The 24,114-nt window shown below is 65.2% G+C and carries 26 protein-coding genes; 12 read left to right on the top strand and 14 right to left on the bottom strand.

Features of this window, described 5'->3' with window-relative positions; genetic code table 11:
- The first annotated feature begins 14 nt into the window (after nt 1-14).
- Nucleotides 15-1,298: an MFS transporter gene (locus tag CH293_RS04275; protein ID WP_176459910.1), complete on the top strand. Its 1,284-nt coding sequence runs from the start codon at nt 15-17 to the stop codon at nt 1,296-1,298.
- Here the strand turns inward: CH293_RS04275 and CH293_RS04270 are convergent.
- From CH293_RS04270 to CH293_RS04250, 5 genes are read right to left on the bottom strand one after another with little or no spacing between them, the layout of a single operon-like run.
- A complete protein-coding gene (locus CH293_RS04270) occupies nt 1,266-1,871 on the bottom strand; it encodes a response regulator transcription factor (RefSeq protein WP_094719471.1) in 606 nt (201 codons plus the stop codon). The genes CH293_RS04275 and CH293_RS04270 overlap by 33 nt on opposite strands.
- A complete protein-coding gene (locus CH293_RS04265) occupies nt 1,868-3,025 on the bottom strand; it encodes a sensor histidine kinase (RefSeq protein ID WP_094719528.1) in 1,158 nt (385 codons plus the stop codon). The genes CH293_RS04270 and CH293_RS04265 overlap by 4 nt, the downstream gene beginning before the upstream one ends.
- A gap of 33 nt (nt 3,026-3,058) precedes the next feature.
- The gene (locus tag CH293_RS04260; protein WP_037103602.1) at nt 3,059-3,832 is read right to left on the bottom strand and encodes an ABC transporter permease; all 774 of its coding nucleotides are present in this window, start codon (nt 3,830-3,832) and stop codon (nt 3,059-3,061) included.
- Complete coding sequence (locus CH293_RS04255) at nt 3,829-4,749, bottom strand: ABC transporter ATP-binding protein (protein ID WP_037103605.1); 921 nt, start codon at nt 4,747-4,749, stop codon at nt 3,829-3,831. The genes CH293_RS04260 and CH293_RS04255 overlap by 4 nt, the downstream gene beginning before the upstream one ends.
- Nucleotides 4,746-4,970: a hypothetical protein gene (locus CH293_RS04250; protein WP_019664355.1), complete on the bottom strand. Its 225-nt coding sequence runs from the start codon at nt 4,968-4,970 to the stop codon at nt 4,746-4,748. The genes CH293_RS04255 and CH293_RS04250 overlap by 4 nt, the downstream gene beginning before the upstream one ends.
- A gap of 171 nt (nt 4,971-5,141) precedes the next feature.
- On the opposite strand from CH293_RS04250, the gene CH293_RS04245 reads away from it, so the two are divergent.
- The 3 genes from CH293_RS04245 to CH293_RS04235 are packed head-to-tail and all read left to right on the top strand — an operon-like array spanning nt 5,142 to nt 7,361.
- A complete protein-coding gene (locus tag CH293_RS04245; protein ID WP_255122690.1) occupies nt 5,142-5,666 on the top strand; it encodes a hypothetical protein in 525 nt (174 codons plus the stop codon).
- 16 nt (nt 5,667-5,682) lie between these two features.
- Nucleotides 5,683-6,723, top strand: coding sequence for a sensor histidine kinase (locus tag CH293_RS04240; protein WP_094719469.1), 1,041 nt, complete (start codon nt 5,683-5,685; stop codon nt 6,721-6,723).
- Nucleotides 6,720-7,361 (top strand): response regulator transcription factor, encoded by a 642-nt coding sequence (locus CH293_RS04235; protein WP_037103615.1) that lies wholly within the window; start codon nt 6,720-6,722, stop codon nt 7,359-7,361. Before CH293_RS04240 ends, CH293_RS04235 begins: the two co-directional genes overlap by 4 nt.
- Before the next feature lie 4 nt (nt 7,362-7,365).
- On the opposite strand, the gene CH293_RS04230 is transcribed toward CH293_RS04235, so the two are convergent.
- On the bottom strand, nt 7,366-8,565 hold the full coding sequence (locus CH293_RS04230; protein WP_037103618.1) for a GNAT family N-acetyltransferase: 1,200 nt from the start codon (nt 8,563-8,565) through the stop codon (nt 7,366-7,368).
- Nucleotides 8,566-8,622: 57 nt separating this feature from the next.
- Between CH293_RS04230 and CH293_RS04225 the strand changes: the two genes are divergently transcribed.
- Together CH293_RS04225 and CH293_RS04220 are read left to right on the top strand one after the other, a co-directional pair.
- Nucleotides 8,623-9,432: an RNA methyltransferase gene (locus CH293_RS04225; protein WP_037103621.1), complete on the top strand. Its 810-nt coding sequence runs from the start codon at nt 8,623-8,625 to the stop codon at nt 9,430-9,432.
- A complete protein-coding gene (locus CH293_RS04220; protein ID WP_094719468.1) occupies nt 9,429-9,719 on the top strand; it encodes a DUF2537 domain-containing protein in 291 nt (96 codons plus the stop codon). The genes CH293_RS04225 and CH293_RS04220 overlap by 4 nt, the downstream gene beginning before the upstream one ends.
- Here CH293_RS04220 and CH293_RS04215 read toward each other — a convergent pair.
- From CH293_RS04215 to CH293_RS04185, 6 genes are all read right to left on the bottom strand, one after another.
- Nucleotides 9,676-10,410, bottom strand: coding sequence for a hypothetical protein (locus CH293_RS04215; RefSeq protein WP_094719467.1), 735 nt, complete (start codon nt 10,408-10,410; stop codon nt 9,676-9,678). The genes CH293_RS04220 and CH293_RS04215 overlap by 44 nt on opposite strands.
- A 34-nt stretch (nt 10,411-10,444) precedes the next feature.
- Nucleotides 10,445-11,287 (bottom strand): septation protein SepH, encoded by an 843-nt coding sequence (sepH, locus tag CH293_RS04210; protein WP_094719466.1) that lies wholly within the window; start codon nt 11,285-11,287, stop codon nt 10,445-10,447.
- 100 nt (nt 11,288-11,387) lie between these two features.
- On the bottom strand, nt 11,388-12,056 hold the full coding sequence (locus CH293_RS04205) for a rhomboid-like protein (protein ID WP_094719465.1): 669 nt from the start codon (nt 12,054-12,056) through the stop codon (nt 11,388-11,390).
- Nucleotides 12,057-12,149: 93 nt separating this feature from the next.
- Complete coding sequence (gene serC / locus CH293_RS04200) at nt 12,150-13,271, bottom strand: phosphoserine transaminase (RefSeq protein WP_037103639.1); 1,122 nt, start codon at nt 13,269-13,271, stop codon at nt 12,150-12,152.
- A gap of 359 nt (nt 13,272-13,630) precedes the next feature.
- Nucleotides 13,631-14,581 carry a hypothetical protein gene (locus tag CH293_RS04190; RefSeq protein ID WP_094719463.1) on the bottom strand — a complete coding sequence of 317 codons (951 nt, stop codon included), beginning with the start codon at nt 14,579-14,581 and terminating at the stop codon, nt 13,631-13,633.
- Between the two features lie 215 nt (nt 14,582-14,796).
- The gene (locus CH293_RS04185; protein ID WP_019664367.1) at nt 14,797-15,915 is read right to left on the bottom strand and encodes a citrate synthase 2; all 1,119 of its coding nucleotides are present in this window, start codon (nt 15,913-15,915) and stop codon (nt 14,797-14,799) included.
- 139 nt (nt 15,916-16,054) lie between these two features.
- Between CH293_RS04185 and pdxH the strand changes: the two genes are divergently transcribed.
- The 5 genes from pdxH (at nt 16,055) to CH293_RS04160 (ending at nt 21,209) form a co-directional block, all read left to right on the top strand.
- Nucleotides 16,055-16,672: a pyridoxamine 5'-phosphate oxidase gene (gene pdxH, locus CH293_RS04180; RefSeq protein WP_094719462.1), complete on the top strand. Its 618-nt coding sequence runs from the start codon at nt 16,055-16,057 to the stop codon at nt 16,670-16,672.
- Nucleotides 16,669-17,958 (top strand): MFS transporter, encoded by a 1,290-nt coding sequence (locus tag CH293_RS04175; RefSeq protein ID WP_094719461.1) that lies wholly within the window; start codon nt 16,669-16,671, stop codon nt 17,956-17,958. The genes pdxH and CH293_RS04175 overlap by 4 nt, the downstream gene beginning before the upstream one ends.
- Before the next feature lie 19 nt (nt 17,959-17,977).
- Entirely contained in the window at nt 17,978-18,904 is a 927-nt protein-coding gene (locus CH293_RS04170) for an aldose 1-epimerase family protein (RefSeq protein WP_094719460.1), read from the top strand.
- Nucleotides 18,901-19,839: a carbohydrate kinase gene (locus CH293_RS04165; protein ID WP_094719459.1), complete on the top strand. Its 939-nt coding sequence runs from the start codon at nt 18,901-18,903 to the stop codon at nt 19,837-19,839. Before CH293_RS04170 ends, CH293_RS04165 begins: the two co-directional genes overlap by 4 nt.
- 71 nt (nt 19,840-19,910) lie before the next feature.
- A complete protein-coding gene (locus CH293_RS04160; RefSeq protein WP_094719458.1) occupies nt 19,911-21,209 on the top strand; it encodes a citrate synthase in 1,299 nt (432 codons plus the stop codon).
- Between the two features lie 95 nt (nt 21,210-21,304).
- Here the strand turns inward: CH293_RS04160 and CH293_RS04155 are convergent, their stop codons facing one another.
- Complete coding sequence (locus CH293_RS04155; protein ID WP_217900737.1) at nt 21,305-22,099, bottom strand: carbon-nitrogen hydrolase family protein; 795 nt, start codon at nt 22,097-22,099, stop codon at nt 21,305-21,307.
- 67 nt (nt 22,100-22,166) lie between these two features.
- Between CH293_RS04155 and CH293_RS04150 the strand changes: the two genes are divergently transcribed.
- Nucleotides 22,167-22,808, top strand: coding sequence for a GntR family transcriptional regulator (locus CH293_RS04150; protein WP_094719456.1), 642 nt, complete (start codon nt 22,167-22,169; stop codon nt 22,806-22,808).
- Here CH293_RS04150 and CH293_RS04145 read toward each other — a convergent pair.
- On the bottom strand, nt 22,780-24,114 hold the full coding sequence (locus CH293_RS04145) for an MFS transporter (protein ID WP_037103662.1): 1,335 nt from the start codon (nt 24,112-24,114) through the stop codon (nt 22,780-22,782). The genes CH293_RS04150 and CH293_RS04145 overlap by 29 nt on opposite strands.

The raw sequence follows: 24,114 nt of genomic DNA, 5'->3' as shown, positions 1-24,114 counted from the left end.
CCGCAGCCTCGCCGATGTTCGCCGCGCTTCGAACGCGCAACTACCGACTGTGGGCGTCGGGGCAGATCGTGTCGCTCGTCGGGACCTGGATGCAACGTGTTGCTCAGGACTGGCTGGTTCTGACGCTGTCCGGTGGCAACGGTTTCGCCGTCGGGATCGTCATGGCGTTGCAGTTCGGTCCGACGTTGCTGCTGTCGGTGTGGGGCGGTGTGCTGGCGGACCGGTACGACAAGCGCAAGCTTCTGATGATCACGCAGGTTTTCGCTGCGGTGTGCGGACTGGTGCTCGGCCTGTTGGACGTGGGCAATGTCGTCGAACTGTGGCACGTCTACGTCATCGCGTTCGTGTTGGGGTGCTCGTCGGCCATCGACGCCCCGGTGCGTCAATCCTTCACCATCGAGATGGTCGGCAAGGAAACGCTGTCCAACGCAATTGCGTTGAACTCCATGACGTTCAACATGGCCCGAATCATCGGGCCTGCCATCTCCGGTGTCCTGATCACGCTTGTCGGAACGGGCTGGGTCTTTCTGATCAATGCAGCGTCCTTCACTGCCGTCTTCGGTGCATTGATCGCGATGCGCGCGAAGGACTTGTTCGCCGTGGAACGTGCCCCGCGCGCGAAAGGACAGGTGCGAGCCGGCTTTTCCTACGTGTGGGGCAGGCCTGATCTGCGAGTGTTGCTGGCGACGGTGTTCGTGGTGTCCACGTTCGGGTTGAATTTCCCGCTGAGTCTCGCGGTGTTGGCGCGTAACTCGTTCGGCAGCGGTGCTGACGCGTACGGGCTGCTGTCGACGACGCTGGCGGTGGGAACATTGCTGGGAGCGACGCTGGCAGCGCGACGATCGACGACGCCTCGGCTCCGGTTGTTCCTCGGGGCGATCATTGCGTTCGGTTTCTTCGAGTTGCTCGTCGGATTGATGCCGAATTACCTGCTCGTTGCGCTGCTGCTGATTCCGACGGGTGCACTGAACCTGACGTTCTCGACGTCGGCGATGAACATTCTGCAGATGTCCGTACCGTCGGACATGCGCGGACGGGTCATGGGTATCTACATGCTCTGTTTCCTCGGGGGTACTCCGATCGGAAGTCCGGTCCTCGGGTGGTTGGCGGACGTACTGGACCCCCGCGCCCCTCTCGTCGTCGGCGGCGTCGTCTCGCTCCTGACCGGCGTGATCGCGGCCGTGTACCTGATGAAGCACAACGGTTTACGGATCGGGGTCAGCTGGGCCGCGCCGGGTCGTCGGCTGCCGTCCCTGGAGGTGACGTCAAATCCAGCCGTGGCGTCGCGCAACGGCTGACGCCTCGTGCCGATTGGCTGCTCCCAGTTTCGCTGCGGCCGAGGACAGGTAGTTGCGTGTGGTTCCCTGGGACAGGTGCGCGCGCGAGGCGATCTCGGCGATGGTCGCGCCGTCGGCTGCGAATTCGAGAACGTCCGCCTCACGCGGGGTCAGTGGTGAATCTCCCGCGCCGATGGCTTCCGCGGCGAGCGATGGGTCGACGTATCGGCCGCCTCCGTGCACGGTCCGCACCACCTCGGCGAGCGTCGCGGCCGACGTCGTCTTCGGTAGGAAGCCGCGAACTCCGGCTTCCAATGCCTTCTTGAGATACCCCGGCCTGCCGTGGCTGGTGACGATGATGGCGGCACAGGTGGGGACGGCGTCGGCGATGAGTCCCGCGGCCTCGATACCGTCGATTCCCCCCATCTGCAGGTCGAGAACAGCGATGTCGGGTGAGTGTTCCTTCGCCGCGGTGACTGCTGCCTCCCCGGAATCGGACTGCGCGACGATGTCGATGTCGTCCTCGAGCGACAGCATCGTCGCGAGGGCGGAACGTATCAGATTCTCGTCGTCGGCCAGGAGTACGCGGATCATGAACCAACCTTAGGAGTGGAGCCTGCATGGGTGGAGGCGCTTGTCGCTGCCGAGGCGAAGGTCGCGGTCAGGGTGAACTCGTCCTCGGTGAGGGTGGTGTCGACGGTTCCGCCGACGGCGGCGAGTCGTTCCCGGAGTCCTGCGAGTCCGGTGCCGTCGGTTGTCCGTTGCTGGTGGGGGACGTTGTTGGTGATGCGGACGGAGTTCTCGGTGACGTCGATGCTGCTGTGGGTGGCGTCGGAGTGGCGGAGGATGTTGGTGGCACCTTCGCGCACGATCCAGGCGGCGGCTTCGCTGAAGTCGGGTGAGACGTCGTCGGGGCTGCCGGTGACGGTCGTGTCGATGCCCGCGGCCCGCAGAAGTGAGCACGCACCGTTCAGTTCGCTCGCGAGGTCGATCGAGCGGTATCCGCGGACCAGTTGTCTGGCCTCGGTCATGGAGTGCTGAGCCAGGTCTCGGACTTCTTCCATCTGCTCGGCGGCGCGCTCGTCGCCGCGCCGGGACAGTGTGGCGGCGAGTTCGCTCTTGACCGCGATTGCGGACAACGCGCGGCCGACGACGTCGTGCAGGTCGCGGGAGAAGCGGAGTCGCTCCTCGGCGACGGACAGCAAGGCTGCCGCTTCACGGGACGAGTCGAGTTCCGTGACGACGGCCAGGAGCCACATGGACAGCTTGACCGTGGCTGCCATACCCACCACGACGACGAACGCGACGACGCCGGCGAGAGGGCCGTAGGGGGAGACGCCGGTTGCGACGCCGACGACCACGCCGATGGCCGCCGACCACCGCAGCGGGATCAGGGCCGTCACCGGGATGGCCACGATCAGTAACGCCCACATCTTGAACGTGGCCGTTCCGGCGATCCCCGCCACCGCGGCGGACACCGCCGTGATGGCGAGGGGCCACCGAATCTCGCCGCTGCGCATTCCGCCGATGATCGGCATTCGGTGCACCGTGATCGCGGTCGCGCCTGCGGTGACGGCGAGAGCGACTCCGGAGACCCACAGTCGCTCGGTCACCGATTCTGCGAGCGCGACCACTCCGAGAAGCACGACGATGCTCACGAACGACTGACGGGTGTAGAGCCGTACTTTGTCGACGTCGGTGGTGTCCCGCCATGTCGTTCGCGGATCGAGGTAGCGCCGCAGTTTCATGTTCACCACCTTTCCAGAGCCTGACCGAGGTCTCTAGGCACGCGGTTCCCAACGGAAGTGTGTCTTGGCGATCACGATCGACCCGACGATCCACGCGGCGATGACCAGAATCGGCTTCAGGGCGGGGGAGAAGGTGTCGGCGAAGGCGAGCGCGGCCGAATCCGGATCGGTGGTTCCGAGCCAGCCCAGGTTGACGACGTCGAGGACGGCCGCCATCGGAGTCAGGTCGATGACCGTGTCCACCGACTCGGGAACGATTCCCCGCAGGAACGACGTTCCGGCCATGGCGACGAGGATGATCGGCAGGCTGGTGATCTGTGCTGCCTCGGCGTTGCGGGTGAACGTCGAGGTGATCAGGGCCAGTGCAGCGAACAGTGCTGCGCCACCGCCGAATCCGACCACGAGGAGAATCGGGTTGACGGGGAGTCCGCCTCCCAGGACCGCGATGACGGCGACGATCACGATGGTCAGGACAATCGTCAGAGCGAACGACGGTACCGCCGGGCCGAGCAGGATCTGGTTGTCCGTCGCTTCACCGGTGCGAAGTCGCTTGAGCACCAGCTCGTCCCGTCTCGTGGCGTACGCCGAGAGCAGGTTGTAGTACACCAGGAACACGAGCAGGAACAGGGAGAAGACCTCGAGTGCGGAGGACACGATCGTGTCGGTCAATCCCGCGTCACTGTTCCGCCCGATGATCAGGACCACCACGGGGAACAGCAGCGGCATGATCATGGCGTTGAACAGCAGTACTCGGTTGCGGACGAGGAGGGTGAACTCCGAGCGCGAGAGAGTGGCCAGGGTGCTCATGCTGCAACTTCCTTACGATCGTCGAATTCGTCTGCGATGGAGAGGAACACGGTCTCGAGCGATGCGGCGCGTGCATCGAGTCCTTCGAGGCGTACTCCGGACTGTCGTGCCCACAGCAGCAGGTCGGTCAACGTGTCCTGCACGGTCTGGGTGGCGATGACGAGACGACCGCCTTCGATGTCGAGCGTCGCACCCGGTAGTTCGGGGAGCGTCACGGGTGGTAGCTCCAGATGGATCTTCGCAGGATGCCCCGAGATGACGTCCGCGACGGTTCCGCTACGGACGACGCGGCCCTTGTGCATGATCGCGAGCCGGTCGCACAGCTGCTCGGCTTCGTCCAGGTAGTGCGTGGTCAGCATGATGGTCACTCCGGACTGCTTGAGTTCCTCGATCAACGTCCATGTGTTGCGGCGACTCTCGGGATCGAGACCCGTCGTCGGTTCGTCGAGGAACAGCACACGCGGCTGTCCGATGATCGCGCAGGCCAGGTCCAATCGTCGTTGCTCGCCACCGGAGAGGAACTTGACCCGGGTGTCCGCACGGTCCGCCAGATCCACTCGGGCGAGGACGTCGCGTGCCGGCAGCGGGTTGCTGCACGTGCCCGCCCACATCTCCAGGCTCTCGAGTGCGGTCAGGTCGGACGGAAGCCCACCCTTCTGGAGCATGATCCCCAGATTCGGGCGCACGTCGCGGCGGTCTCGGACCGGATCCATGTCCATGATGGACACGGTCCCTTCACTGGGGCGCGAAAGTCCCTGGATCACTTCGAGAGTGGACGTCTTACCGGCGCCGTTGGTGCCGAGGAGTCCGAACAGTTCGCCCTCCCGCACCGAGAGGTTCAGGTCGCTGACCGCCTCGAAGGAAGTCTTGCCGGTGCCGTACCGACGGGTCATGCCGTCGACTTCGATGATGCTCATCGCTTGCCCCACTCACGGAGACCGAACGCGAAGCGTGCCGCGAGGAACACGACCGCGACCGCGGCGACGATCCACACGAGCGTGCTGGTTCCCACGAGGGCGATGACAGCGGCCAGGAGGGCAAGGGAGATGACGATGACGACGACTTCGCGCGCCATCGTCGGCGCGGGGCCGAACTCCATCAGGTCGGTGAAGAGGTTTCCTTCGTCTGGTTGTTTCATGAGAACAACTCTCGCCCGATCGGGCCGCGACCAGTAGTGCTGTGCGTCATCGGCTGGCGTGACGATGTCACGGCCGAGCCATGACAAATGTCAGGGGGCGGAGACGAGCTCCACCTGATCTCCACCCGTGGGTCGATACGAATGCACTCGATCGTTCCTAGCGTTGTGGACATGAACATCACCTGGATCGTCCTCATCGCAGCCCTGGTTCTCTACCTACTGTTCCGCCGCATGACGGGTCAGATGATCGAAGCCCGCCGGACATTGGTGCTCCCCGGCATCGTTGCGGTCATCGGCGTCGCGAGTATCGGGTCCGTCGGCATCACCCCGATGGCCGTTGCCTTCGTAGCGTTCGGCGCCGCCGTCGCCGCGGCTCTGGGAGTGCTTCGCGGGTTCACCATCAAGATAGAACCCCGCGACGGCTTCGCCTTCATGCGCTACACGGTCGCGTCGGTGGCCCTGCTGATCGCGTCGGTTGCCGTACGTCTGGTCGCGTCACCGATCGAAGCCTCCATCGACGCGTCGGCAGCAACCGTCGCAGGACACGCGCTGATGCTGTCGCTGGGCGTCGGCTTCCTCGCCGAGGGCCTGGTGGTTCTCTACCGCGCCACGCGTACCGGGCACACCATTGCATGGCAGGCACGCAAGACCGGTGACCACGCGGTGTGGCGGCACGGAGCCGCCCGCGCGGCGTGAGTGACAGACTGAATCGGTGTTGACCCCGTACTTCGCGGCGGTGATCGTCGTCGCCTCGTTCCTCACCCTCCGCCCACTCGGGGTGGAGGGTGAGGGCCTTCTCGTGCTGTGCCTGCTCGTCGTCAACAGCGTCGTCATGTCGGTGCGGACGGCGCCGGAGAAATGGGTGCCGGCACGGGTGGGCAATGGCTTGATCGGTGTCGGAGTCGTCGCCTCCGCGGCCCTGCTTCCGTTCGCGACCGATTCCATCGCCTCGGTGTTCCCGTTCTTCGTCGCGGGCAGTATCGGGTACCGCTTCCGTCCGTCGGTGTCGTTGCCGCTCGCGGCATCGGTGAGCGTCGCGTGTGCGGTGTCGCTCGCGGTCGCCGACGCCTGCGGCATCGACACCTGGCCGCCCATTGCCGGATTGGTCGTCGGCATGCCGGCGCTTCTCGGTTATTCGCGACGTAACCGGGTGGCGGCACTGGAGGCACAGCTTCGTGAACAAGCGCTCGCCGAACGGGCCCGGATCGCTCGCGACATCCACGATGTTCTCGCGCATTCGTTGTCCGGGGTGACCATGCAGCTCGAGGTCGCCGACGCGTTGCTCGACGGCAATCGGATCGAGTCCGCCCGCGAATCGATCAGACGGGCGCAGTCGTTGTCGCGAGAAGGCCTCGTGGAGGCACGTCGCGCGGTACAGGCACTGCGCGACGACGCCCTCCCGCTGGTGCCGACGCTGCGTGATCTCGTCGGCGATCAGGCGAGGTTCGAGGTGCACGGATCACCGCGAGAACCGTCGGTCGAGGGCTCGCAGTTCCTGATTCGTTCCGTTCAAGAGGCGATGACCAACGCGCATCGGCACGCACCTCACGCACCCGTCGACGTCGCACTGACGTTCAACCCGAAGAGCATCGAACTGACCGTCGACAATCAGGCGTCCGAGTTGCCGAGCGCAGTCGTCGGCAGCGGGATGGGTCTGGTCGGGATGCGTGAACGAGCCGCCCTCGTCGGTGGCACGGCGACGGCAGGGCCGACCGATCAGGGGTGGCGCGTACACGTCACACTCGTCGCATGAGCGTGCGCGTGGTGATCGCCGACGACCAGACGTCGGTGCGAGAAGCCCTGGCGACGATGCTCGATCTCGTCGAGGACATTTCCGTCGTCGCGACAGCGTCCGACGGCGAGGGGGCGATCGCGGAGGTGGACCGCGTCGATCCCGACGTCGTCCTGATGGACCTTCGCATGCCGGGGATCGGTGGGGTGGAGGCGACCACGCAGCTGCATCGACGACACCCGGACCTGCCCGTCGTGGTGCTGACGACCTTTGCGGACGACGACTCCATCCTCGGCGCGCTCGGCGCAGGGGCCGTCGGATATCTGACCAAGGATGCCGGACGACACGAAATCGCTGCGGCGCTCCGCGCGGCGGTGGCAGGTCAGTCGGTACTCGACCGTGCGGTGCAGGCGCGCCTGCTGGCCGTCGCCCGACCTGCGGCGCCGACCACCCCTCCCGTGGAGCTGACCCCACGCGAAACCGAGGTGCTCCGTCACATCGCGGAAGGGCTCACCAACCGCGAGATCGCTTCGGCGTTGTTCGTCAGCGAAGCGACCGTCAAGACTCACATCAACAACCTGTTCGCCAAGGCCGGACTGCGGGACCGGGCGCAGGCTGTGCACTACGCCTTCACCAACGGTGTGGTCGGCCGGCCGTAGATTCCTAGAAGGCCCAGCCCATGACCGAGGCGCGGTCGGTGGAGAAGGCCAGGTCCACGGTGTGCAGCGCTTCCGGGTCACGTGCCCACAACCGCGATGCCGCCGCGAACCTGGTGGCGCTGTGGGTGCCGAAATACATCGCCGAGAGGACGTCGAGCTTCATCGTCGCGTCCGGTGCTGCTTCGGTACGCGTCACCGACGCACGTCCTTCGGAGATGGTCACGTCGAAGGTGCCGCCTGCGTTCAGGAACGGATCTTCGACGTCGAGGACGAACTGAGCGTCGACTCCGTAGGTGCGGGCCTCCAACGCAGCCTTGACGTCCATGACCCGGCACCACAATGCGTCGTGGTGGGCGGTGACCTTCGGTAGCCGATTGCTGGTGAGCAGGAACGGTAACGCTTCGTCGGGAGCCTGGTTGACTTCGATGGTGTCGACGAGGTCGACCCCGGCGAGTACCTGCCACAGCTCCGCGTACGCCTGATCGGTGACGGCGATGAATTCCTGGACGACGATCTTGGACTCGGTCGGGCTGCGCCGGTAGGCGACGTAACCGTCGGCGTGCGCGATGAAGAACAATTCGGTGAGTCCGTGCCTCCGGTTCTCGCGGTCCGCGAAGAAGCGCTCCCAGCGAATAGGCGGCTTGGGCTGGGCCCCGGCCGTCCTGCGCTGCCACCGGTGGTAGATGTCCGGGAGGAGGCTCGACGCCTCGGCCGATTCGATGAGGCGAACCCCGGTGACGGGAGGGACGTCCTTGTGGAACTGCGCGAACCGGCGATCGAGTACCACCGAGTGTTCTTCGGTGGCAGGTCCGTAGCCGAACCGGCCGTAGATGGTGGCTTCGCTCGCGGTGAGAAGCGACAGCGGCGCACCCGCCTTCTCGAGCTTCTCGTGTTGCCGGGTGAACATGCGCCGCAGGATTCCGCGCCTACGATGCGTCGGCGCGACCGACACCCACGACACACCCGACGCGTCCACCTGCGTGCCGCCGGGGACCGTCACCGACATCGGAAAGTGCATCGCGACGCCGACGGGCGCATCCCCGTCCCACGCCATCACGACGTGTTCTGAGCTGGTCAGTATCTGTGTTTCCGCCAGGTCCTCGGAATTCTGGTGCTCGCCGAACGCGTGCGCGTCGAGCAGCGCCACGGCATCCCAGTCGTCGTCGGTGGCGGTACGGATCGTGATCGTGTCGTCGGTAGTCATCGCTCCTCAGCTTGGCATAGACGGGGACGCTTTTCATGCGGGTGGGAAGATGGACACGTGGTACACGTAATCGACATCGAAAACTCGGCGGACCCGCGGCTCGACGACTTTCGCGATCTCAACTCGTCCGACCGTCGACCCGATCTGCCCGAGGGTAAAGGCCTGGTGATCGCGGAAGGTGTGCTCGTGGCCGAGCGTCTGCTCACCTCGAGGTTCGCTCCCATCAGCCTTCTCGGTGTCGACCGCCGCCTGAAAGAGCTGGGCGACCGACTCGACGGCGTCGACGTGCCCTTCTATCGGGCGACGGCGGAAGTGATGGCCGAGGCCGTCGGTTTCCACCTGAACCGTGGCGTTCTCGCCGCCGCGCACCGCCCGCCGGACCTGGAGCTCGCGGACGTACTCGACGGCGCCAGAACCGTCGTCGTGTTGGAGGGCGTCAACGATCACGAGAACCTCGGGTCGATGTTTCGCAACGCCGCCGGCCTCGGTGCCGACGCCGTGTTGTTCGGTGCCGCGTGTGCGGACCCGCTCTACCGTCGCGCGGTGCGAGTGTCGATGGGGCACGTTCTTCGGGTGCCGTTCGCCCGTGTTCCGGAGTGGCCCCGGGGTCTGAAGATGCTGAAGGACCGAGGGTTTCAGACGATTTCACTGACGCCCAATCCGTCGGCGATTCCACTGGCGGAGGCAATGACCGGGGAGAAGGTGGCTCTGCTGCTGGGCGCCGAAGGACCAGGACTGACCGAGCACGCGATGCGCGCCACCGACGTCAGGGCGCGGATCCCGATGGCGCCCGGCACCGATTCGCTCAATGTCGCCACGGCCGCCGCAATGGCGTTCTACGAACGTGTTCGGCTGCAGTCGTCGTGACCGACAGGGGCGTGGCACGCGACCGTGACGTGTTGTTCACCGGCATCCCGGTGGCAGTGTTCGTGGCCGTGCTCGTCGGCGCTGCCCTGACGGCGTTCGGACGGGAACTCGCCCACATCAACGTGTTTCTCGCGATCGGAATCAACCTGATAGTCGTCGGCGGTGCGGCTCCGACCGTACTGCGGTGGCGGTCGACGCGGGTCTGGCGTTGGCCGGTGTACGGCGTCTGCGTCGGCGGAGTGCTCAGCTTTGTGGCTCTGGGGATTTCCGTCGCAGCCAACGCATGAACTTGCGGTCGGTCGGTGCGGACACCGGTGCGGGAGCCTCGGCGGCCGGTTCTTCGCCGGGTGTGTAGAGCGCAAAACCGGACGCGGGAATGGGCGTCGGATCGAACTCGTCCCCGCGCGGCGCTCCCGTGTAGCGGAAGCCGAGCCATTCCGCGTTGGCTGCTTCCGCGAATTCCTGCGGATGGAACGGAAGCGATTGTGGGTCCGGCAACACCCCGGGTGGATAGATCAACGGGCGTTCGCCTGCCCAGAACGGTCGCTCCCACACGAGCGGCAGGCCGAGGTCCTCGTAGATGTAGATCGGCGTCGCGCTGAACGAGCGGCGAAGGGTTCCGCGTTCCCAGTAGGCGAACGCGCCCCACGCATTCTCCGGGTCGGTCGCTACGAAATACGTGCGCTCCGAGGCGAGAGGCCGTACCCAGGACTCCGGGATGAGCGACGGCTTGGCGATCGACAGGTTCGTCGAACACACGACGGTGGTGCCCGGGTAACAGCCGACGAAGATCGAGTCGGGTCCGACTCCGGCGGACCGAGGTAGAGGGCTCTGCGTCGTCGCCAGCGCCGTGAGGTCCGGGATCAATCGACCGACGAGAGCCGCGGCGGCAGCATGATCGGACGCCGTCGTCTCGCGTAACAAGGACGCCGGGTCAGGTGCGTCGGTGTACCAGATGGTCGATACTTTGACCCCCACTCCCGGCACCCTTCTCGACTGTCAGCGGTTCATGTCAGCTGTGCCCGCTGCTGCGGACACCCAGCAAAACATCTTCCCACGACGGCATCGCCGGTTTACCCCTCTTGTCCTTTTTCGGTGCCGGAAGTGCATCATGTTTGGGCTCGCTCACAACGACGTCGGCCGGTTCGTCGTCGACAGCGTCGTCGAGTTCACTGTCCGCGGTGGTGCCGTAGTACTCGTCGAACGTCTGCTGCGACTCTTCCTGCGGGGCGACCTCGAGGGCGCGGACCGGCGCGAGACCGCGGAGCTGACGGCCGAAGTCCGGATCGACCAGCTCGGCCGCCGCGTCGTCCAGGGCGGTGATGGTGCCGCCGTGGCCGTCGGGCAGGAACTGCCAGTGAGCTTTGTTGGTGGTGCGGCCTGCCTGCCATTTCAGCTGCGCGACCCACTTGTTGTCCTCGTCGCGCCAGGCGTCCCACGTGGCCTCGTCGAGGTGGTGTCCGCGTGCACGGAACGCCAGTGCGACGACCTCCGCGAGGGTCTGCACCGCGGGTCCGTCGTGACGAAGGGGGTGACCGGATTGCGCCATCGTCGCGGCCTGCGAGCGTTCGAGCAGAACGGGATGGGCGAAGACCTCGACACGGCTCAGTGCCATTCCGGAGTCGCTCGCCACCTGTTCGACGGTGGCACCCGCTCGAATTCGGGCCTGGATCTCCTTGGGGCGTAGCAAACTGTCCATTTCGATCTCAATCTGTCCTAGTCGAGCGATGTCGCCGCGAGAGGCCGCGCGGAGTTTGTCGTCGGCCGGAAGCCGGAATTTGTCGCCGGTTTTGGGATCTGCGCAGATCACGTACTGCCCATCGGGTTCGAGACCGACCACGCGTAGATCCCGCACCTTGACCTCCTCATCGCGCCGACTCGCGATATCGTCCTCGTCGACAGTAATCCACTCGTGACGTCGAGTGCGTCTGCGACACGCACCCGTCGCGTTCTTGTCAAAGACTAGTCATTGCGCTAGTCGGGTACACGGATTCCGTCGCATCGACGTCAATGCGCTTGTCGCGGAGTGTATTTGCGTCGTGGTGCAGGAAGTACGCGCCCAACGCCAATCCGATGCAGAGAGCCGTTGCGTGGCCGAATGCGGTGAACGACGGATCCGCGATCGCGGAGGCTCCGACGAGAGCAAGCCAGCCGCCCGCCCAGAGCACACGCCACGGCCCGCGAAGGTAGCCGATCAGCGATCCCGCAACGGCCGCCGCCGCATAGCTGACGCCGACGTCGACGGCTACTGCGAGTGAATCCTCCAGCCAGTCGGCGTGGATTCCGACGAAGAGGCCGGCTGCGACGAGTACCGTCGCACCGATGTGACCGGCGGCGAAGGCCAGCAGGAACCGCGTGGACCCCGAGATCCACTCGGCGACCGCGAAGAGAAACGCGACGGCACCGAGCCACACCCAGTTCGGTTCACCGTCGGTCAGGAATGCGCTCGCGACGAGCGTGCCGACGTGACCGTCGCCGAGATTGTGCAGGTTGGTGCTGGCGCGAAGAAGAACATGCCATTGTGCGTGCGGGCCGAGGTGCCCGACGAGTATCGCGGCAGTCGCGGCCAGGACCGAGTAGGTGATCGTGACTTTCAGTCGCAGAAGGATCGCCGGCCAACGCACAAGGCGCCCCCTTCGAGATAGTTGCAGATGCCAACTAGTTTAACTCTCGAAGGGAGCGCCCGAGCTGTGAGCTTGCTGCCGACCCGGTGCAGGTCAGCTGAGGGCGGACACGACCCAGTCGATGCTCTTCGTCAGTGCGGTGACGTCGTCCGGCTCGATTGCCGGGAACATGCCGACGCGCAGCTGGTTGCGTCCGAGCTTGCGGTACGGCTCGGTGTCCACGACACCGTTCGCGCGCAGAACCTTCGCGACCTGGGCGGCGTCGACCTTCTCGTCGAAGTCGATGGTGCCGACGACCTGGCTGCGGTGCGCGGGATCCGCCACGAATGGAGTGGCGAACTCGCTCTTCTCGGCCCAGTCGTACAGACGCGAGCTCGAATCCGCAGTGCGCTTGGTCGCCCAGTCGAGGCCACCCTTGTCGTTCAACCATTCGATCTGGTTGGCGAACAGCAGGAGCGTGGCGACCGCCGGGGTGTTGTAGGTCTGGTCCTTGCTGCTGTTGTCGATCGCGATCGGCAGCGACAGGAAGTCCGGAACCCAGCGGCCCGACGCCTGGATCTCGCTGACGCGCTCGAGCGCTGCGGGGCTGAACAGGCCGACCCACAGGCCACCGTCGGCGGCGAAGTTCTTCTGCGGCGCGAAATAGTAGACGTCGGAGTCCGCGACGTTCACGGGGAGCCCGCCTGCGCCACTCGTCGCGTCGATGGCGATGAGCGCGTTCTCGGAACCGGCCGGGCGGCTGACCGGAATGGCCACACCCGTCGACGTCTCGTTGTGCGCCCACCCGATCAGGTCGACGGACGGATCCGACGTCGGTTCCGGAGCACTGCCGGGCTCTGCCTTCACGACGATCGGGTCACCGATGAACGGGTTGTTCTTCGCGACCGAGGCGAACTTGGAGCTGAACTCACCGTTGGTCAGGTGCAGCGACTTCTCGCGGATCAGGCCGAAGGCCGCGGCGTCCCAGAATGCGGTGGTTCCACCGTTACCGAGCACCACCTCGTACCCCTCGGGGAGGTCGAAGAGGTCCTTCAGGCCACTGCGTACGCGTGCGACGACGTCCTTGACCGGCTTCTGGCGGTGGCTCGTACCGAACACGGACGCACCGACATCCACCAGAGACTGCAGCTGCTCGGGGCGAACCTTGGACGGTCCGCAGCCGAAACGTCCGTCGGCGGGCAGAAGATCAGCGGGAATGATCGGCAATTCGGCCATTGAGCAGCGCATCCTAAGCATCGAGGGAACAGGCACATACAGGCTAGTCCAAGTGGGTCGCTCGCAGGTCGCCGGTCTCCACGCGCACGTTGTCCTGGACGCGAGGGTTGCAACCTGCGCATGGGGCTGGAGTCTGCGCGTTCACGGTCCGGTGGAGACCGAATGTGCCGTTCGGTCTCGTGGGGTCCGGCTGCGCGGGTTGCAGTGGGCGCGTGCGCTGCAGTACGCGCAGGCGCTGTAAGGTGCGCGTTCACGGTCCGGTGGAGACCGAATGTGCCGTTCGGTCTGGTGGGGTCCGGCTGCGCGGGTTGCAGTGGGCGCGTGTGCTGCAGTACGCGCAGGCGCTGGAAGGTGCGCGTTCAGGGGTAGGTAATTGTGCGGGGTGCGGGTAGGCCGGCCGCCGTCTCGAATGCGCGTCGCAGCTTCGCCAAGAATTGTTCGGGATGAGCGAGTTCGGCCCATGTGCATCGCACGAACACCCAGCCCAACGATCGAAGTTCGTCTTCGCGCCGTTTCTCTTCGATGACCGCCTCCGCCGGCGTCTGACCTGGCCTGAGGTACTTCGAGTACTTGACATCGCCGTCGAATTCGAGGATGACGCCGATGAGGAAGAGGAAGTCGACCCGACCCAGGAACTTTCCGGTTTCGCTGTACAGCTTCACTTGCAGGTCCGGAAGTTCGATGTTCGACGCGCGGAGCAGAACACGGGTCCTCGATTCGCCGACGCTTTCACTTCGCGCATCGCACGCAGCGAGCGTCCGCCGTGCGCTGACGACGCCCCGGCCGGCAGACCTGGCGAGGGCAGCAGCGATGCCGGTGACGGTGACCGAACCACTGTGCAGTGCCGCATCCCCGACGCACACTCCTGCTTCGAAGGGCAAGGTGCGCAGCAGATCCGCGACGGTGCGGTCCGCGGACGTGACCGGGATGCCGTCGACCACCGTCACATCGTCTTCGGTGAGGGGAGCGGCGTGGACATGACTTTTGCTGGTTTTGCGTCCGCCCGATGTCCGGTTGGTGGTGACGTGAACCTTGGTCAGGTCCGGCGCCCACATCGCAAAACCGTGAACCGCCGCTGCCGATTGATGGCTCACGACCAGCTCGCTTCTGGCGGCGGACAAGTGCGCGCGGACAGCCAACACATGCTGTTCCTCGGGACGCATCGTGACGAGTGCAGCCGTCGGTGCGAAGGCTCCTCGTCTGAGTGACGTGATGGTCCCGGCGGACCTCGCGGACCGGATGTCGTTGTCCGTGGAGCCGGTTCGGATGAGAGCGCTTCGCAGCAGCAACGGGTCGCGTCGGTTGTCCATGCGACCATGCTGACCTGCGAAAGTAGTCAGCGCTAGATGTGGATGACGAACCTGTGGATAACCGAATTTCGTGTATAACCCGGTGTGAGCGAATGTGCCGTTCGGTCACCTGGGCGCGCCTGCGCGGGTTGCAGTGACTGCGCCTGTTGCAGCACGCGCTCCCACTGAAACCCGCGCGTCGAGCGATCGAGTGAGCGACCGACGCTGCGCCGGTGTCAGACGATCTGTCCCCAGCCGTCGACGGATTCGGGTGTGCGTGGTGCGGGGCCGGTGTAGATGGCGGCGGGGCGGACGAGTTTGCCGAGGCGTTTCTGTTCGAGGATGTGGGCGCACCATCCGGCGGTGCGGCCGCAGGTGAACATGGCGGGCATCATCTGCGCGGGTACTTCGGCGAAGTCGAGTATGACCGCGGCCCAGAATTCGACGTTGGTTTCGATGGGACGGTCGGGGCGGCGTTCGCGGAGTTCGGCCAGGGCTGCTTGTTCCAATGCGGCTGCGACTTCGTAGCGCGGGGCGTTCAGTCGCTTGGCGGTTGCGCGCAGGACGCGGGCGCGGGGGTCTTCGGCGCGGTAGACGCGGTGTCCGAAGCCCATGAGCTTTTCCTTGCGGTCGAGGATGCCTTTGACGAGGGCGCGGGCGTCGTCGTTCTTCTCGACTTCTTCGATCATCGGGAGGACGCGGGCGGGTGCGCCGCCGTGCAGTGGGCCGGACATGGCGCCGATGGCTCCGGAGAGTGCGGCGGCGACGTCGGCGCCGGTGGAGGCGATGACGCGGGCGGTGAAGGTGGAGGCGTTGAGGCCGTGTTCGGCGGCGGAGACCCAGTAGGCGTCGATGGCTTCGGTGTGCGCGGGGTCGGGGTCGCCTTTCCAGCGGGTCATGAAGCGTGCGGTGACGGTTTCGCACTGGTCGATCTTCTTCTGCGGTACGGCCGGCTGGTAGATGCCGCGTGCGGATTGTGCGACGTAGGACAGTGCCATGACCGAGGCGCGGGCGAGTTGGTCGCGGGCGGTGGCGTCGTCGATGTCGAGCAGGGGTTGGTAGCCCCAGATGGGGGCGAGCATGGCCAAGCCGGCTTGGACGTCGACGCGGACGTCGCCGGTGTGGATGGGGAGCGGGAACGGCTCGGCCGGTGGGAGTCCTGGTCCGAAGCGGCCGTCGACGAGCAGTGCCCAGACGTTGCCGAAGGTGACGTGTTTGGCGACGAGGTCTTCGATGTCGACGCCGCGGTAGCGCAGTGCGCCGCCGTCCTTGTCGGGCTCGGCGATGTCGGTGGTGAACGCGACGACGCCTTCGAGACCACTGACGAAATCTTCGGGAACCTGTTGTACAGCCATGACCGTAGGACTCTCCTTGTAGCCTCGCGACTCGCGTTCGAGCTTGCCTGGTCAGAACTGTAGCGCCTCGTACTCGGGAGTAACGTGGCGGTTCGTGCACCGAGACACGCAACCACGCGACACTTCACCTCTGGCCGATATGCGGGTCGACTACAAGCAGGACGCCGACGTGGATGCGGAGCGGCTGCTCGGCGGCTGGCTTCCGGTGGCGCAGCAGTGGCTCGCCGACGCTGTCGAGGCGAAGGTCGCCGAGCCCAACGCGATGGTTCTCGCGACCGTCGACACCGACGGTCGGCCGTCGACCAGGACGGTGTTGTGCAAGGGTCTGGACGCCGACGGCGTGGTGTTCTACACCAACTACGGATCCGACAAGGCGACCCAACTCGCTCACAACCCGTACGCCTCGGTGACGTTCCCGTGGATCGGTATCGAGCGGCAGCTCACCTTCCGAGGGGCCGTCCGGAAAGTGTCTGCGGAGGACACTGCGGCATATTTCGCGTCGCGGCCTCGCGGGTCCCAGCTCGGGGCGTGGGCGTCGCAGCAGTCGCGGCCGATCGATTCCCGTGTGGCGCTCGAAGCGGCTCTGGCGGAGGTCGCTCGCAGGTTCGACGGTGTGGACGTGCCGGTTCCGCCCGGTTGGGGTGGGTTTCGGCTGAGTCCGGAGACCGTGGAATTCTGGCAAGGCCGAACCAATCGGTTGCACAACAGAATTCGGTTGACGACGTCGACTCGGCTGGTGGAGCGCCTGCAGCCGTGAATGCTCTTCGCGGTGTCCTGGCCGACACCACTCCGCTGAAGACCCCTGCCTATCGACGCTTGTGGCTCGCCAACATCATCACCGTGATCGGTGCGCAGTTGTCGATCGTCGCTGTGCCGCAACAGGTATTCCAGATCACGCTCAGCTCGGCGTACGTGGGGTTGACGGGCGTGTTCGCGTTGGTTCCGCTGATCGTGTTCGGGCTGTGGGGCGGTGCGCTCGCGGACGTGATGGATCGTCGTACGTTGTTGATGTGCACCACGTTCGGTCTGATCGGTACGTCTGCGCTGTTCTGGCTGCAGGCGTTCCTGAATCTGAACAACGTATGGGTCGTTCTGGTTCTGTTGGCCGTTCAGCAGGCATTCTTCGCCGTCAATCAGCCGACGCGCAGTGCGTTGCTGCCGCGCATCCTTCCTCCCGGTCAACTTCCGGCCGCGAATTCGCTGAACATGACGGTGATGAACTTCGGCGCCATCGCTGGACCGTTGAGCGCCGGAATCCTGATCTACTACATCGGCTTGGAGACGCTGTATCTGATCGACACGGTGTTCCTGTTCGCGACGCTGTGGGCGGTGATCAAGCTCCCCGCGATCCCTCCTTCCACGGCTGGGCAGCGTGCCGGGTTGCGTTCGGTGTTCGACGGTTTCGCCTATCTGGCGACGCAGAAGGTGCTGCTCGCGTCGTTCGTGGTCGACATCATCGCGATGGTGTTCGGTATGCCGCGGGCACTGTTTCCTCAGATTGCGCACGAAAGCTTCGGTGATCCGGCGTCGGGCGGGCCGGTTCTCGGCATGCTGTTCGCGGCGATGTCAGCGGGTGCGGTGGTGGGAGGCGTGTTCTCCGGGTGGCTCCCGCGTGTGAAACGGCAAGGCATGGCTGTGATCGTCGCGATCACGGTGTGGGGTGCGGCGATGATCGGTTTCGGTGTCGCGGTCGGTCTCGCGTCCGACGGTGCGACGACGGTGGCGTTGTGGTTCGCGCTTGCGTTCCTCGCTCTGGGCGGCGGGGCCGACATGATTTCGGCCGCATTCCGATCGACGATGTTGCAGACCGTCGCGACGGACGAAATGCGAGGTCGGCTGCAGGGAGTGTTCATCGTCGTGGTCGCCGGCGGCCCCAGGATCGGTGATGTCCTGCACGGTGCTGCGGCGGCGTCGGTGGGTACCGCGGCCGCGGCGGCGGGAGGCGGAGTGCTCGTCGTGATCGGTGTATCGCTTGCCGCGCTGGCTCTTCCGGCATTCATTCGGTACCGGGTCGGGAGCGTAGCCCGCGGAATGACCGAATAAGCCTGCCAGGTAGTGGACAATGGCAGCCATGGCTGACGCATATTCGATCTCGAGCGGGAAGTACCGGGCGGAGATCGCCGCGGCAGGTGCCGGTCTGAGGCTGCTCGAGTTCGACGGATCGCCGTTGACCGAGACGTGGGAAGCTGGGACGAAACCGCCGCTGTCGGCGGGCCTGGTGCTCGCTCCGTGGCCCAACCGCGTCGCCGACGGTGCATTCACCTTCGGCGGTACGGAACACCAGTTGGAGATCACCGAACCGTCTCGAAACAATGCAAGCCACGGTTTCGTGCGCAGGGTCGACTGGACGCTCGTGGACAGAACGGAGTCACGGGTCGAGCAGTCGGTTGACGTCGGGCAGCACCCGGGGTGGCCGTACAGCGTGGAGGTGTCGGTCGTGCACGAACTGTCGGACAGCGGGCTCACCGTGACCGCATCGGCGACCAACACCGGTGAGTCCGACGCTCCTTACGGCATGGGTTTCCACACGTTCGTGCGCGTCGGCGACGTTCCGCTCGACGACTGCACGTTGGAGTTCTCCGCCGGGACCCGCCTGCAGCTCGACCCCGTACGCAACCTGCCCAACGGTCCGTCGGTGCCGACCGCGGGGTCGGAGTTCGATTTCTCGGCGCCGAGGCTCATGAAGGACGTCTGGCTCGACACCCCGTTCAGCGCCGAAGTGCCCGACGCCGACGGTAGGGCCTGGCACGTTCTCCGAGGGCCGGACGGCAGCGGCACCGGTCTGTGGACGGACCGGGAGTTCGATTGGGTGCAGGTGTTCACGGCCGATCCGGCGCATGATCAGGCGTATCCGGATCGTGGTCGTGCGGTGGCCGTGGAACCGATGACCTGCCCGCCCGACGCGTTCAATTCCGGCGTCGACGTGATCGTGCTGACGCCGGGAGAAACCTGGACCGGCTCTTGGGGAATGGAGTTTCTGACGCGATGACGATTCTGGTGTGCGGCGAGTCCCTCGTCGATCTGGTTCCGGTGCACGAAGGTCCGTTGCTCTCGCCGAAGCTCGGGGGTGGCCCGTTCAACGTCGCGGTGTCGCTCGGTCGTCTGGGCACGAATGTGTCGTTCCTGTCGAGGGTGTCCACGGACGCGTTCGGCGAGCAGATCCTCGGCAGTCTGCACGATGCAGGCGTCGACACCACGTGGGTGCAGCGTGGCGCCGAGCCGACCACGTTGGCGATGACCACCCTCGCCGACGACGGTAGCGCTCAGTACTCGTTCTACGCGGACGGTACGGCCGATCGTCTCGTCGGTGATCCGGGTGAGTTGCCGGACGAGATCACGACGCTGTCCTTCGGCACGCTGTCGCTTCTGTACGAGCCCGGCGCGTCGATGTACGCGGCCCTGCTGCACCGTGCGCACGCGGCGGGGAAGCTGACGATGCTGGACCCCAACATCCGTCCGGCTGCCATCGACAGCACCAGTGGAGACATCACGGCCGACGGTTTTCGTACCCGATTCAAGTCGTGGTTGCCGTCGGTGGACATCTTGAAGGTCAGCGAGGACGACGCGCACTGGTTGGGACTCGGACCCGAGGGGACGACGGTCGACGACTGGCTCGCGGCAGGCGTCGCGGCGGTCGTCATGACGCGGGGAGGCGACGGTATCTCGGTGTTCACCGCGTCGGGCGAATTCTCGGTTCCGGGGGTGCCCGTCGATGTGGTCGATACCATCGGTGCAGGTGACACCGTGCACGGAGCTTTACTCGCTTTTTTGACAAACGAGACCATTATCACAACGCGTGACCTGAAAGACATGGGCGCGGGAGACTGGAAGGCAGCACTGAGGTTCGCCGCGCGAGCAGCCGCCATCACGGTTTCTCGCCCGGGTGCCGACCCTCCGTGGGCGTCCGAGGCGCCGAGAGACTAGTTTCTCTATCGACTGCAGTAAGTGTCCGATTTAAGTACGTGTCCGTTACATGAGTTCGAGAGGGACCATTCGTGCCCGCTGAGAATGACGCAAAAGCCACCCTCGTTTACCCCGGTGGCGAACACAGCATGTCCATTGCCAAGGCCACCGAAGGCAATGACGGCATCGAGCTGGGTAAGTTGCTGGCCGAGACCGGCTACACGACGCTCGACGGCGGATTCGTCAACACCGCGTCGACGAAGTCTGCGATCACCTACATCGACGGTGCCGCAGGGATCCTGCGCTACCGCGGCTACCCGATCGAACAGCTGGCCGGCAAGTCGAGCTTCATCGAGGTCAGTTACCTGCTGATCTACGGTGAGCTCCCCACGGAGGACCAGCTCGAGAAGTTCACCGACAAGATCCGCAGGCACACACTGCTGCACGAGGACCTCAAGCGATTCTTCGACGGTTTCCCGCGCAACGCTCACCCGATGCCGGTGCTGTCCAGTGCGGTCAACGCGTTGTCCGCGTACTACCAGGATTCGTTGGATCCGAACAACCCCGAGCAGGTCGAGCTCTCGACCATCCGCTTGCTCGCGAAGCTGCCGACCATCGCGGCTTATGCGTACAAGAAGTCCGTCGGTCAGCCGTTCCTGTACCCGGACAACTCGAAGACCCTGGTCGAGAACTTCCTGACCATGACGTTCGGATTCCCGGCGGAGCCCTACGAGGTGGACCCGGAGATCGTGAAGGCTCTGGACATGCTCCTGATCCTGCACGCGGACCACGAGCAGAACTGTTCGACGTCGACGGTTCGTCTGGTCGGATCCTCGGACGCGAACCTCTTCACGTCCATCTCGGGTGGCATCAATGCTCTGTGGGGACCGCTGCACGGCGGCGCCAACCAGGCCGTTCTCGAGATGCTGGACAAGATCAAGGCGGAGGGCGGCGACGCCACCGACTTCCTGCGTCGGGTGAAGAACAAGGAAGACGGCGTGAAGCTCATGGGCTTCGGGCACCGCGTCTACAAGAACTTCGATCCGCGCGCCACGCTGGTCAAGGAGACCGCGCACAACATCCTCGGCAAGCTGGGCAACGGTGACGAGCTCCTCGACATCGCGCTCAAGCTCGAGGAGACGGCGCTCACCGACGACTACTTCGTCGAGCGCAAGTTGTACCCGAACGTGGACTTCTACACCGGGCTGATCTACCGCGCGATGGGCTTCCCGCCGCACATGTTCACGGTGCTGTTCGCCATGGGTCGTCTCCCGGGCTGGATCGCGCACTGGCGTGAGATGCACGAGGATTCGACCACGAAGATCGGTCGGCCGCGTCAGATCTACACCGGTTACACCGAGCGCGACTACAAGGACGTGTCCTCGCGCTAGTCGTCGTCGAACGAGAAGCCGCCTGCACCCGCTACGGGTTCAGGCGGCTTTCGTTTTTTCGGGTGGCTACAGTCGGTTCAGAACTGTCGGCGGTTTCAGAACTGTCGGCGGTTCTTCAGGACCGGTAGGTTCTTGCGCACCGAGTCCACCGATGCGGTGTCGATGTCCACGGTCAGCATGCCGGGGGTCGTGTCGAGCTGACCCAGAACTTCGCCGGTGGGGGAGCTGACGATGGAGTGGCCGACACCGAGCGGCGCGGTTCCCTTCGACTGCTCGGGTTGTGCTTGGTCGCAGGCGGCGATGAACGCGGTGGAGTCGAGTGCGCGTGCTCGGGCGAGCAGCGTCCACTGTTCGGCCTTGCCCGGTCCCGATCCCCAGGATGCGGCGACGACGACGACTTCGGCGCCGAGGTCTCCGAGCTTTTGGAACAACGCGGGGAAGCGGATGTCGTAGCACGTGGCGAAGCCGACGCGCACACCGTCGATGTCGAGGACAAGTGGTTCGGAACCTGGTGCGACCGTATCGGATTCGGCGAAGCCGAACGCATCGAACAGGTGGATCTTGTCGTAGCCGGCGTCGACGCCGTCGCCGGTCACGAGAAGAGTGTTGGCGACACGATCATTGTCGGCGGGAGTGAACATTCCCGCGACGATCGTGATGCCGACGCTGGACGCGATTGCACGGACGCCGTCGGCCCACGGGCCGTCGAGGGGTTCTGCGACGCCGCGAATCGGTCCGCCGAAGCACCGCATCATCGCTTCCGGGAAGACGACGACGGAGGATCCGGCTTCCTTGGCTGCGCGGGCGTGCGCGTCGATGATCCGCAGATTGTCCGATGGTTCAGTTCCACTGGTGACCTGGGCAAGGCTGATTCGGAGGCTGGTGCTCATCTGCTGATCTCCTGTTTTGTGGACGCTGTGCATGGTTTCGTAGAGCGTCGAGAGGTATACATATCGTATGCAATCGGTGTCGGGTAGGGACAAGGCGTACTCGTTCGTTCGTGACCAAGTGCTCACGTCACCTGCGGCCACCGGAACATTTCTGAACGAGCAGGACCTGGCGACTCGAATCGGAGTGTCTCGCACGCCGGTTCGTGAAGCCCTGTTGATGTTGCAGGCGGAGGGTCTTGTCGAGATGGTACCCAAGCGCGGCGCTCACGTGCCCGCGATGTCCGGCCGCCAGATCGGTGAGTTGATGGAGTTGCGAGGTGTGCTCGAGCGTCACGCCGGCTCGGTCGCTGTCGGAACCGGCACCCCGCCGGTGGCCCTGATGCGCGACGCTCTCGGTGCTCAGGAGGTGCTCGCCGAGGTTCGAACCGATGATGCCGCAAAGGAATTCATCGACCTGGACGGCAGGTTCCATCAAATTCTGATCGATTCCGCCGGCAGCGAGTTGCTGTCGCGGACGTATGCAGGCCTGCGGGCCCGTCAGCTGCGCGTCGGACTGACCGCGTTGTTCGCGGCGTCCGATCGTCAGCGGAACGTGTGCACCGAGCACGAGGCCATCGTCGCCGCTCTCGAGAGCGGCGACGAGGACCTCGTGCATCGGGCGATCGACGATCATCTGGAAGTCACACTGCAGATCCTGTTGAGGGCGTAGTCGCGCGAATGACCTCGTACTCTTCCTCTTCCGCACGGTCGGGGTTGCGACCGAGTGCGAGTCCGAGGACGGTCAGAGCGCCGACCACGGCGACGTAGGCGACGATCAGCGTCCAGGTGTCTGTCTTGTCGAGCAGGAAGACGAAGATCAGCGGTGCCATGGCGCCGCCGACGACTCCTGCGAGGGTGTAGGCGAGCGAACTGCCGGTCGATCGTAGGCGGACGGTGAACTGTTCGGTGACGAACGCTGCCTGCGGTCCGTACATGAACGAGTGGAACGCCAGCCCGACGACGACGCCGAGGATCAGCAGCGGCAGCGAGCTTCCGCCGATGATCAGGAAGAACACGGCGCTCCAGGCAACTCCGCCGACGGCGGCGATGCCGTACACCAGGCGGCGGTTGACGCGGTCGGACAGGGCGCCGGCGAGCGGGATCAGGCCGAGCTGGAACGCGGAACCGATGAGGATGGCGATCAGAACTTCGCTGCGTTCGAATCCGAGCTTCTGTGTGCCGTAGGTGATGGAGAAGACGGTGAACAGTGCGTAGATGACGTCGGGAGCGATGCGGGACAGGATCGCGGCGATCAAGGGGCGACGTTGGAACTTGAAGACTTCGCTGATCGGCGCTTCGGAGCGGTCACCGCTTTCCTGGAGTGCCTTGAACACCGGAGTGTCCTCGAGCTTGAGGCGAATCCACAGCCCGAAGCCGACGAGTACCGCGGAGAGCAGGAACGCGACGCGCCAGCCCCATGATTCGAACTGCTCCTCGGTCAGGGCGAGGGTGAGTGCGGCGAGAGCGCCGTTGGCGAGGAGGTTTCCGGCTGGGGGGCCGATCTGTGCGGCCGACGACCAGAAGCCGCGCTGACGGGGATTGCCGTACTCGCTCGACAGGAGTACCGCGCCGCCCCATTCGCCGCCGACGGCCACGCCCTGGGCGAAGCGCATCGTGACCAGGAGGATCGGGGCGACGATTCCGATGGTGTCGTAACCCGGGATCAATCCGATGAGGAATGTGGTGACGCCGATCAGCAGCAGTGTGATGACCAGCAGCTGCTTGCGGCCGATGACGTCGCCGAGGCGTCCGAAGACGAATCCGCCGACGGGGCGTGCCACGTATCCGACCGCGTACGTCGAGAAGGCCAGCAGGGTGCCGGTCAGTGGATCGCTGTCGGGAAAGAAGACGATCGGGAAGATCAGGGCGGCCGCCGCGGAGTAGACGGCAAAGTCGTACCACTCCAATGCGGTGCCCGTCAGGCTGGCCGCAAACGCCTTGACCAGGCCTTTCTTTTCGACTGTCTGCGCAGTCAT

The organism is Rhodococcus sp. 14-2470-1b, assembly GCF_002259415.1.
GTDB lineage: Bacteria > Actinomycetota > Actinomycetes > Mycobacteriales > Mycobacteriaceae > Rhodococcoides.
Note: the sequence above shows the minus strand (reverse complement) of the source record. Positions and strands in the feature narration are given on the sequence as shown.

Excerpts from the sequence above, each read along its gene's own strand:
- CH293_RS04275 (WP_176459910.1), top strand. The coding sequence starts at position 15 with ATGTTCGCCGCGCTTCGAACGCGCAACTACCGACTGTGGGCGTCGGGG.
- CH293_RS04270 (WP_094719471.1), bottom strand. The coding sequence starts at position 1,871 with ATGATCCGCGTACTCCTGGCCGACGACGAGAATCTGATACGTTCCGCC.
- CH293_RS04265 (WP_094719528.1), bottom strand. The coding sequence starts at position 3,025 with ATGAAACTGCGGCGCTACCTCGATCCGCGAACGACATGGCGGGACACC.
- CH293_RS04260 (WP_037103602.1), bottom strand. The coding sequence starts at position 3,832 with ATGAGCACCCTGGCCACTCTCTCGCGCTCGGAGTTCACCCTCCTCGTC.
- CH293_RS04255 (WP_037103605.1), bottom strand. The coding sequence starts at position 4,749 with ATGAGCATCATCGAAGTCGACGGCATGACCCGTCGGTACGGCACCGGC.
- CH293_RS04250 (WP_019664355.1), bottom strand. The coding sequence starts at position 4,970 with ATGAAACAACCAGACGAAGGAAACCTCTTCACCGACCTGATGGAGTTC.
- CH293_RS04245 (WP_255122690.1), top strand. The coding sequence starts at position 5,142 with ATGAACATCACCTGGATCGTCCTCATCGCAGCCCTGGTTCTCTACCTA.
- CH293_RS04235 (WP_037103615.1), top strand. The coding sequence starts at position 6,720 with ATGAGCGTGCGCGTGGTGATCGCCGACGACCAGACGTCGGTGCGAGAA.
- CH293_RS04230 (WP_037103618.1), bottom strand. The coding sequence starts at position 8,565 with ATGACTACCGACGACACGATCACGATCCGTACCGCCACCGACGACGAC.
- serC (WP_037103639.1), bottom strand. The coding sequence starts at position 13,271 with ATGGCCGAATTGCCGATCATTCCCGCTGATCTTCTGCCCGCCGACGGA.
- CH293_RS04190 (WP_094719463.1), bottom strand. The coding sequence starts at position 14,581 with ATGGACAACCGACGCGACCCGTTGCTGCTGCGAAGCGCTCTCATCCGA.
- CH293_RS04185 (WP_019664367.1), bottom strand. The coding sequence starts at position 15,915 with ATGGCTGTACAACAGGTTCCCGAAGATTTCGTCAGTGGTCTCGAAGGC.
- pdxH (WP_094719462.1), top strand. The coding sequence starts at position 16,055 with ATGCGGGTCGACTACAAGCAGGACGCCGACGTGGATGCGGAGCGGCTG.
- CH293_RS04170 (WP_094719460.1), top strand. The coding sequence starts at position 17,978 with ATGGCAGCCATGGCTGACGCATATTCGATCTCGAGCGGGAAGTACCGG.
- CH293_RS04165 (WP_094719459.1), top strand. The coding sequence starts at position 18,901 with ATGACGATTCTGGTGTGCGGCGAGTCCCTCGTCGATCTGGTTCCGGTG.
- CH293_RS04155 (WP_217900737.1), bottom strand. The coding sequence starts at position 22,099 with ATGAGCACCAGCCTCCGAATCAGCCTTGCCCAGGTCACCAGTGGAACT.
- CH293_RS04150 (WP_094719456.1), top strand. The coding sequence starts at position 22,167 with ATGCAATCGGTGTCGGGTAGGGACAAGGCGTACTCGTTCGTTCGTGAC.
- CH293_RS04145 (WP_037103662.1), bottom strand. The coding sequence starts at position 24,114 with ATGACTGCGCAGACAGTCGAAAAGAAAGGCCTGGTCAAGGCGTTTGCG.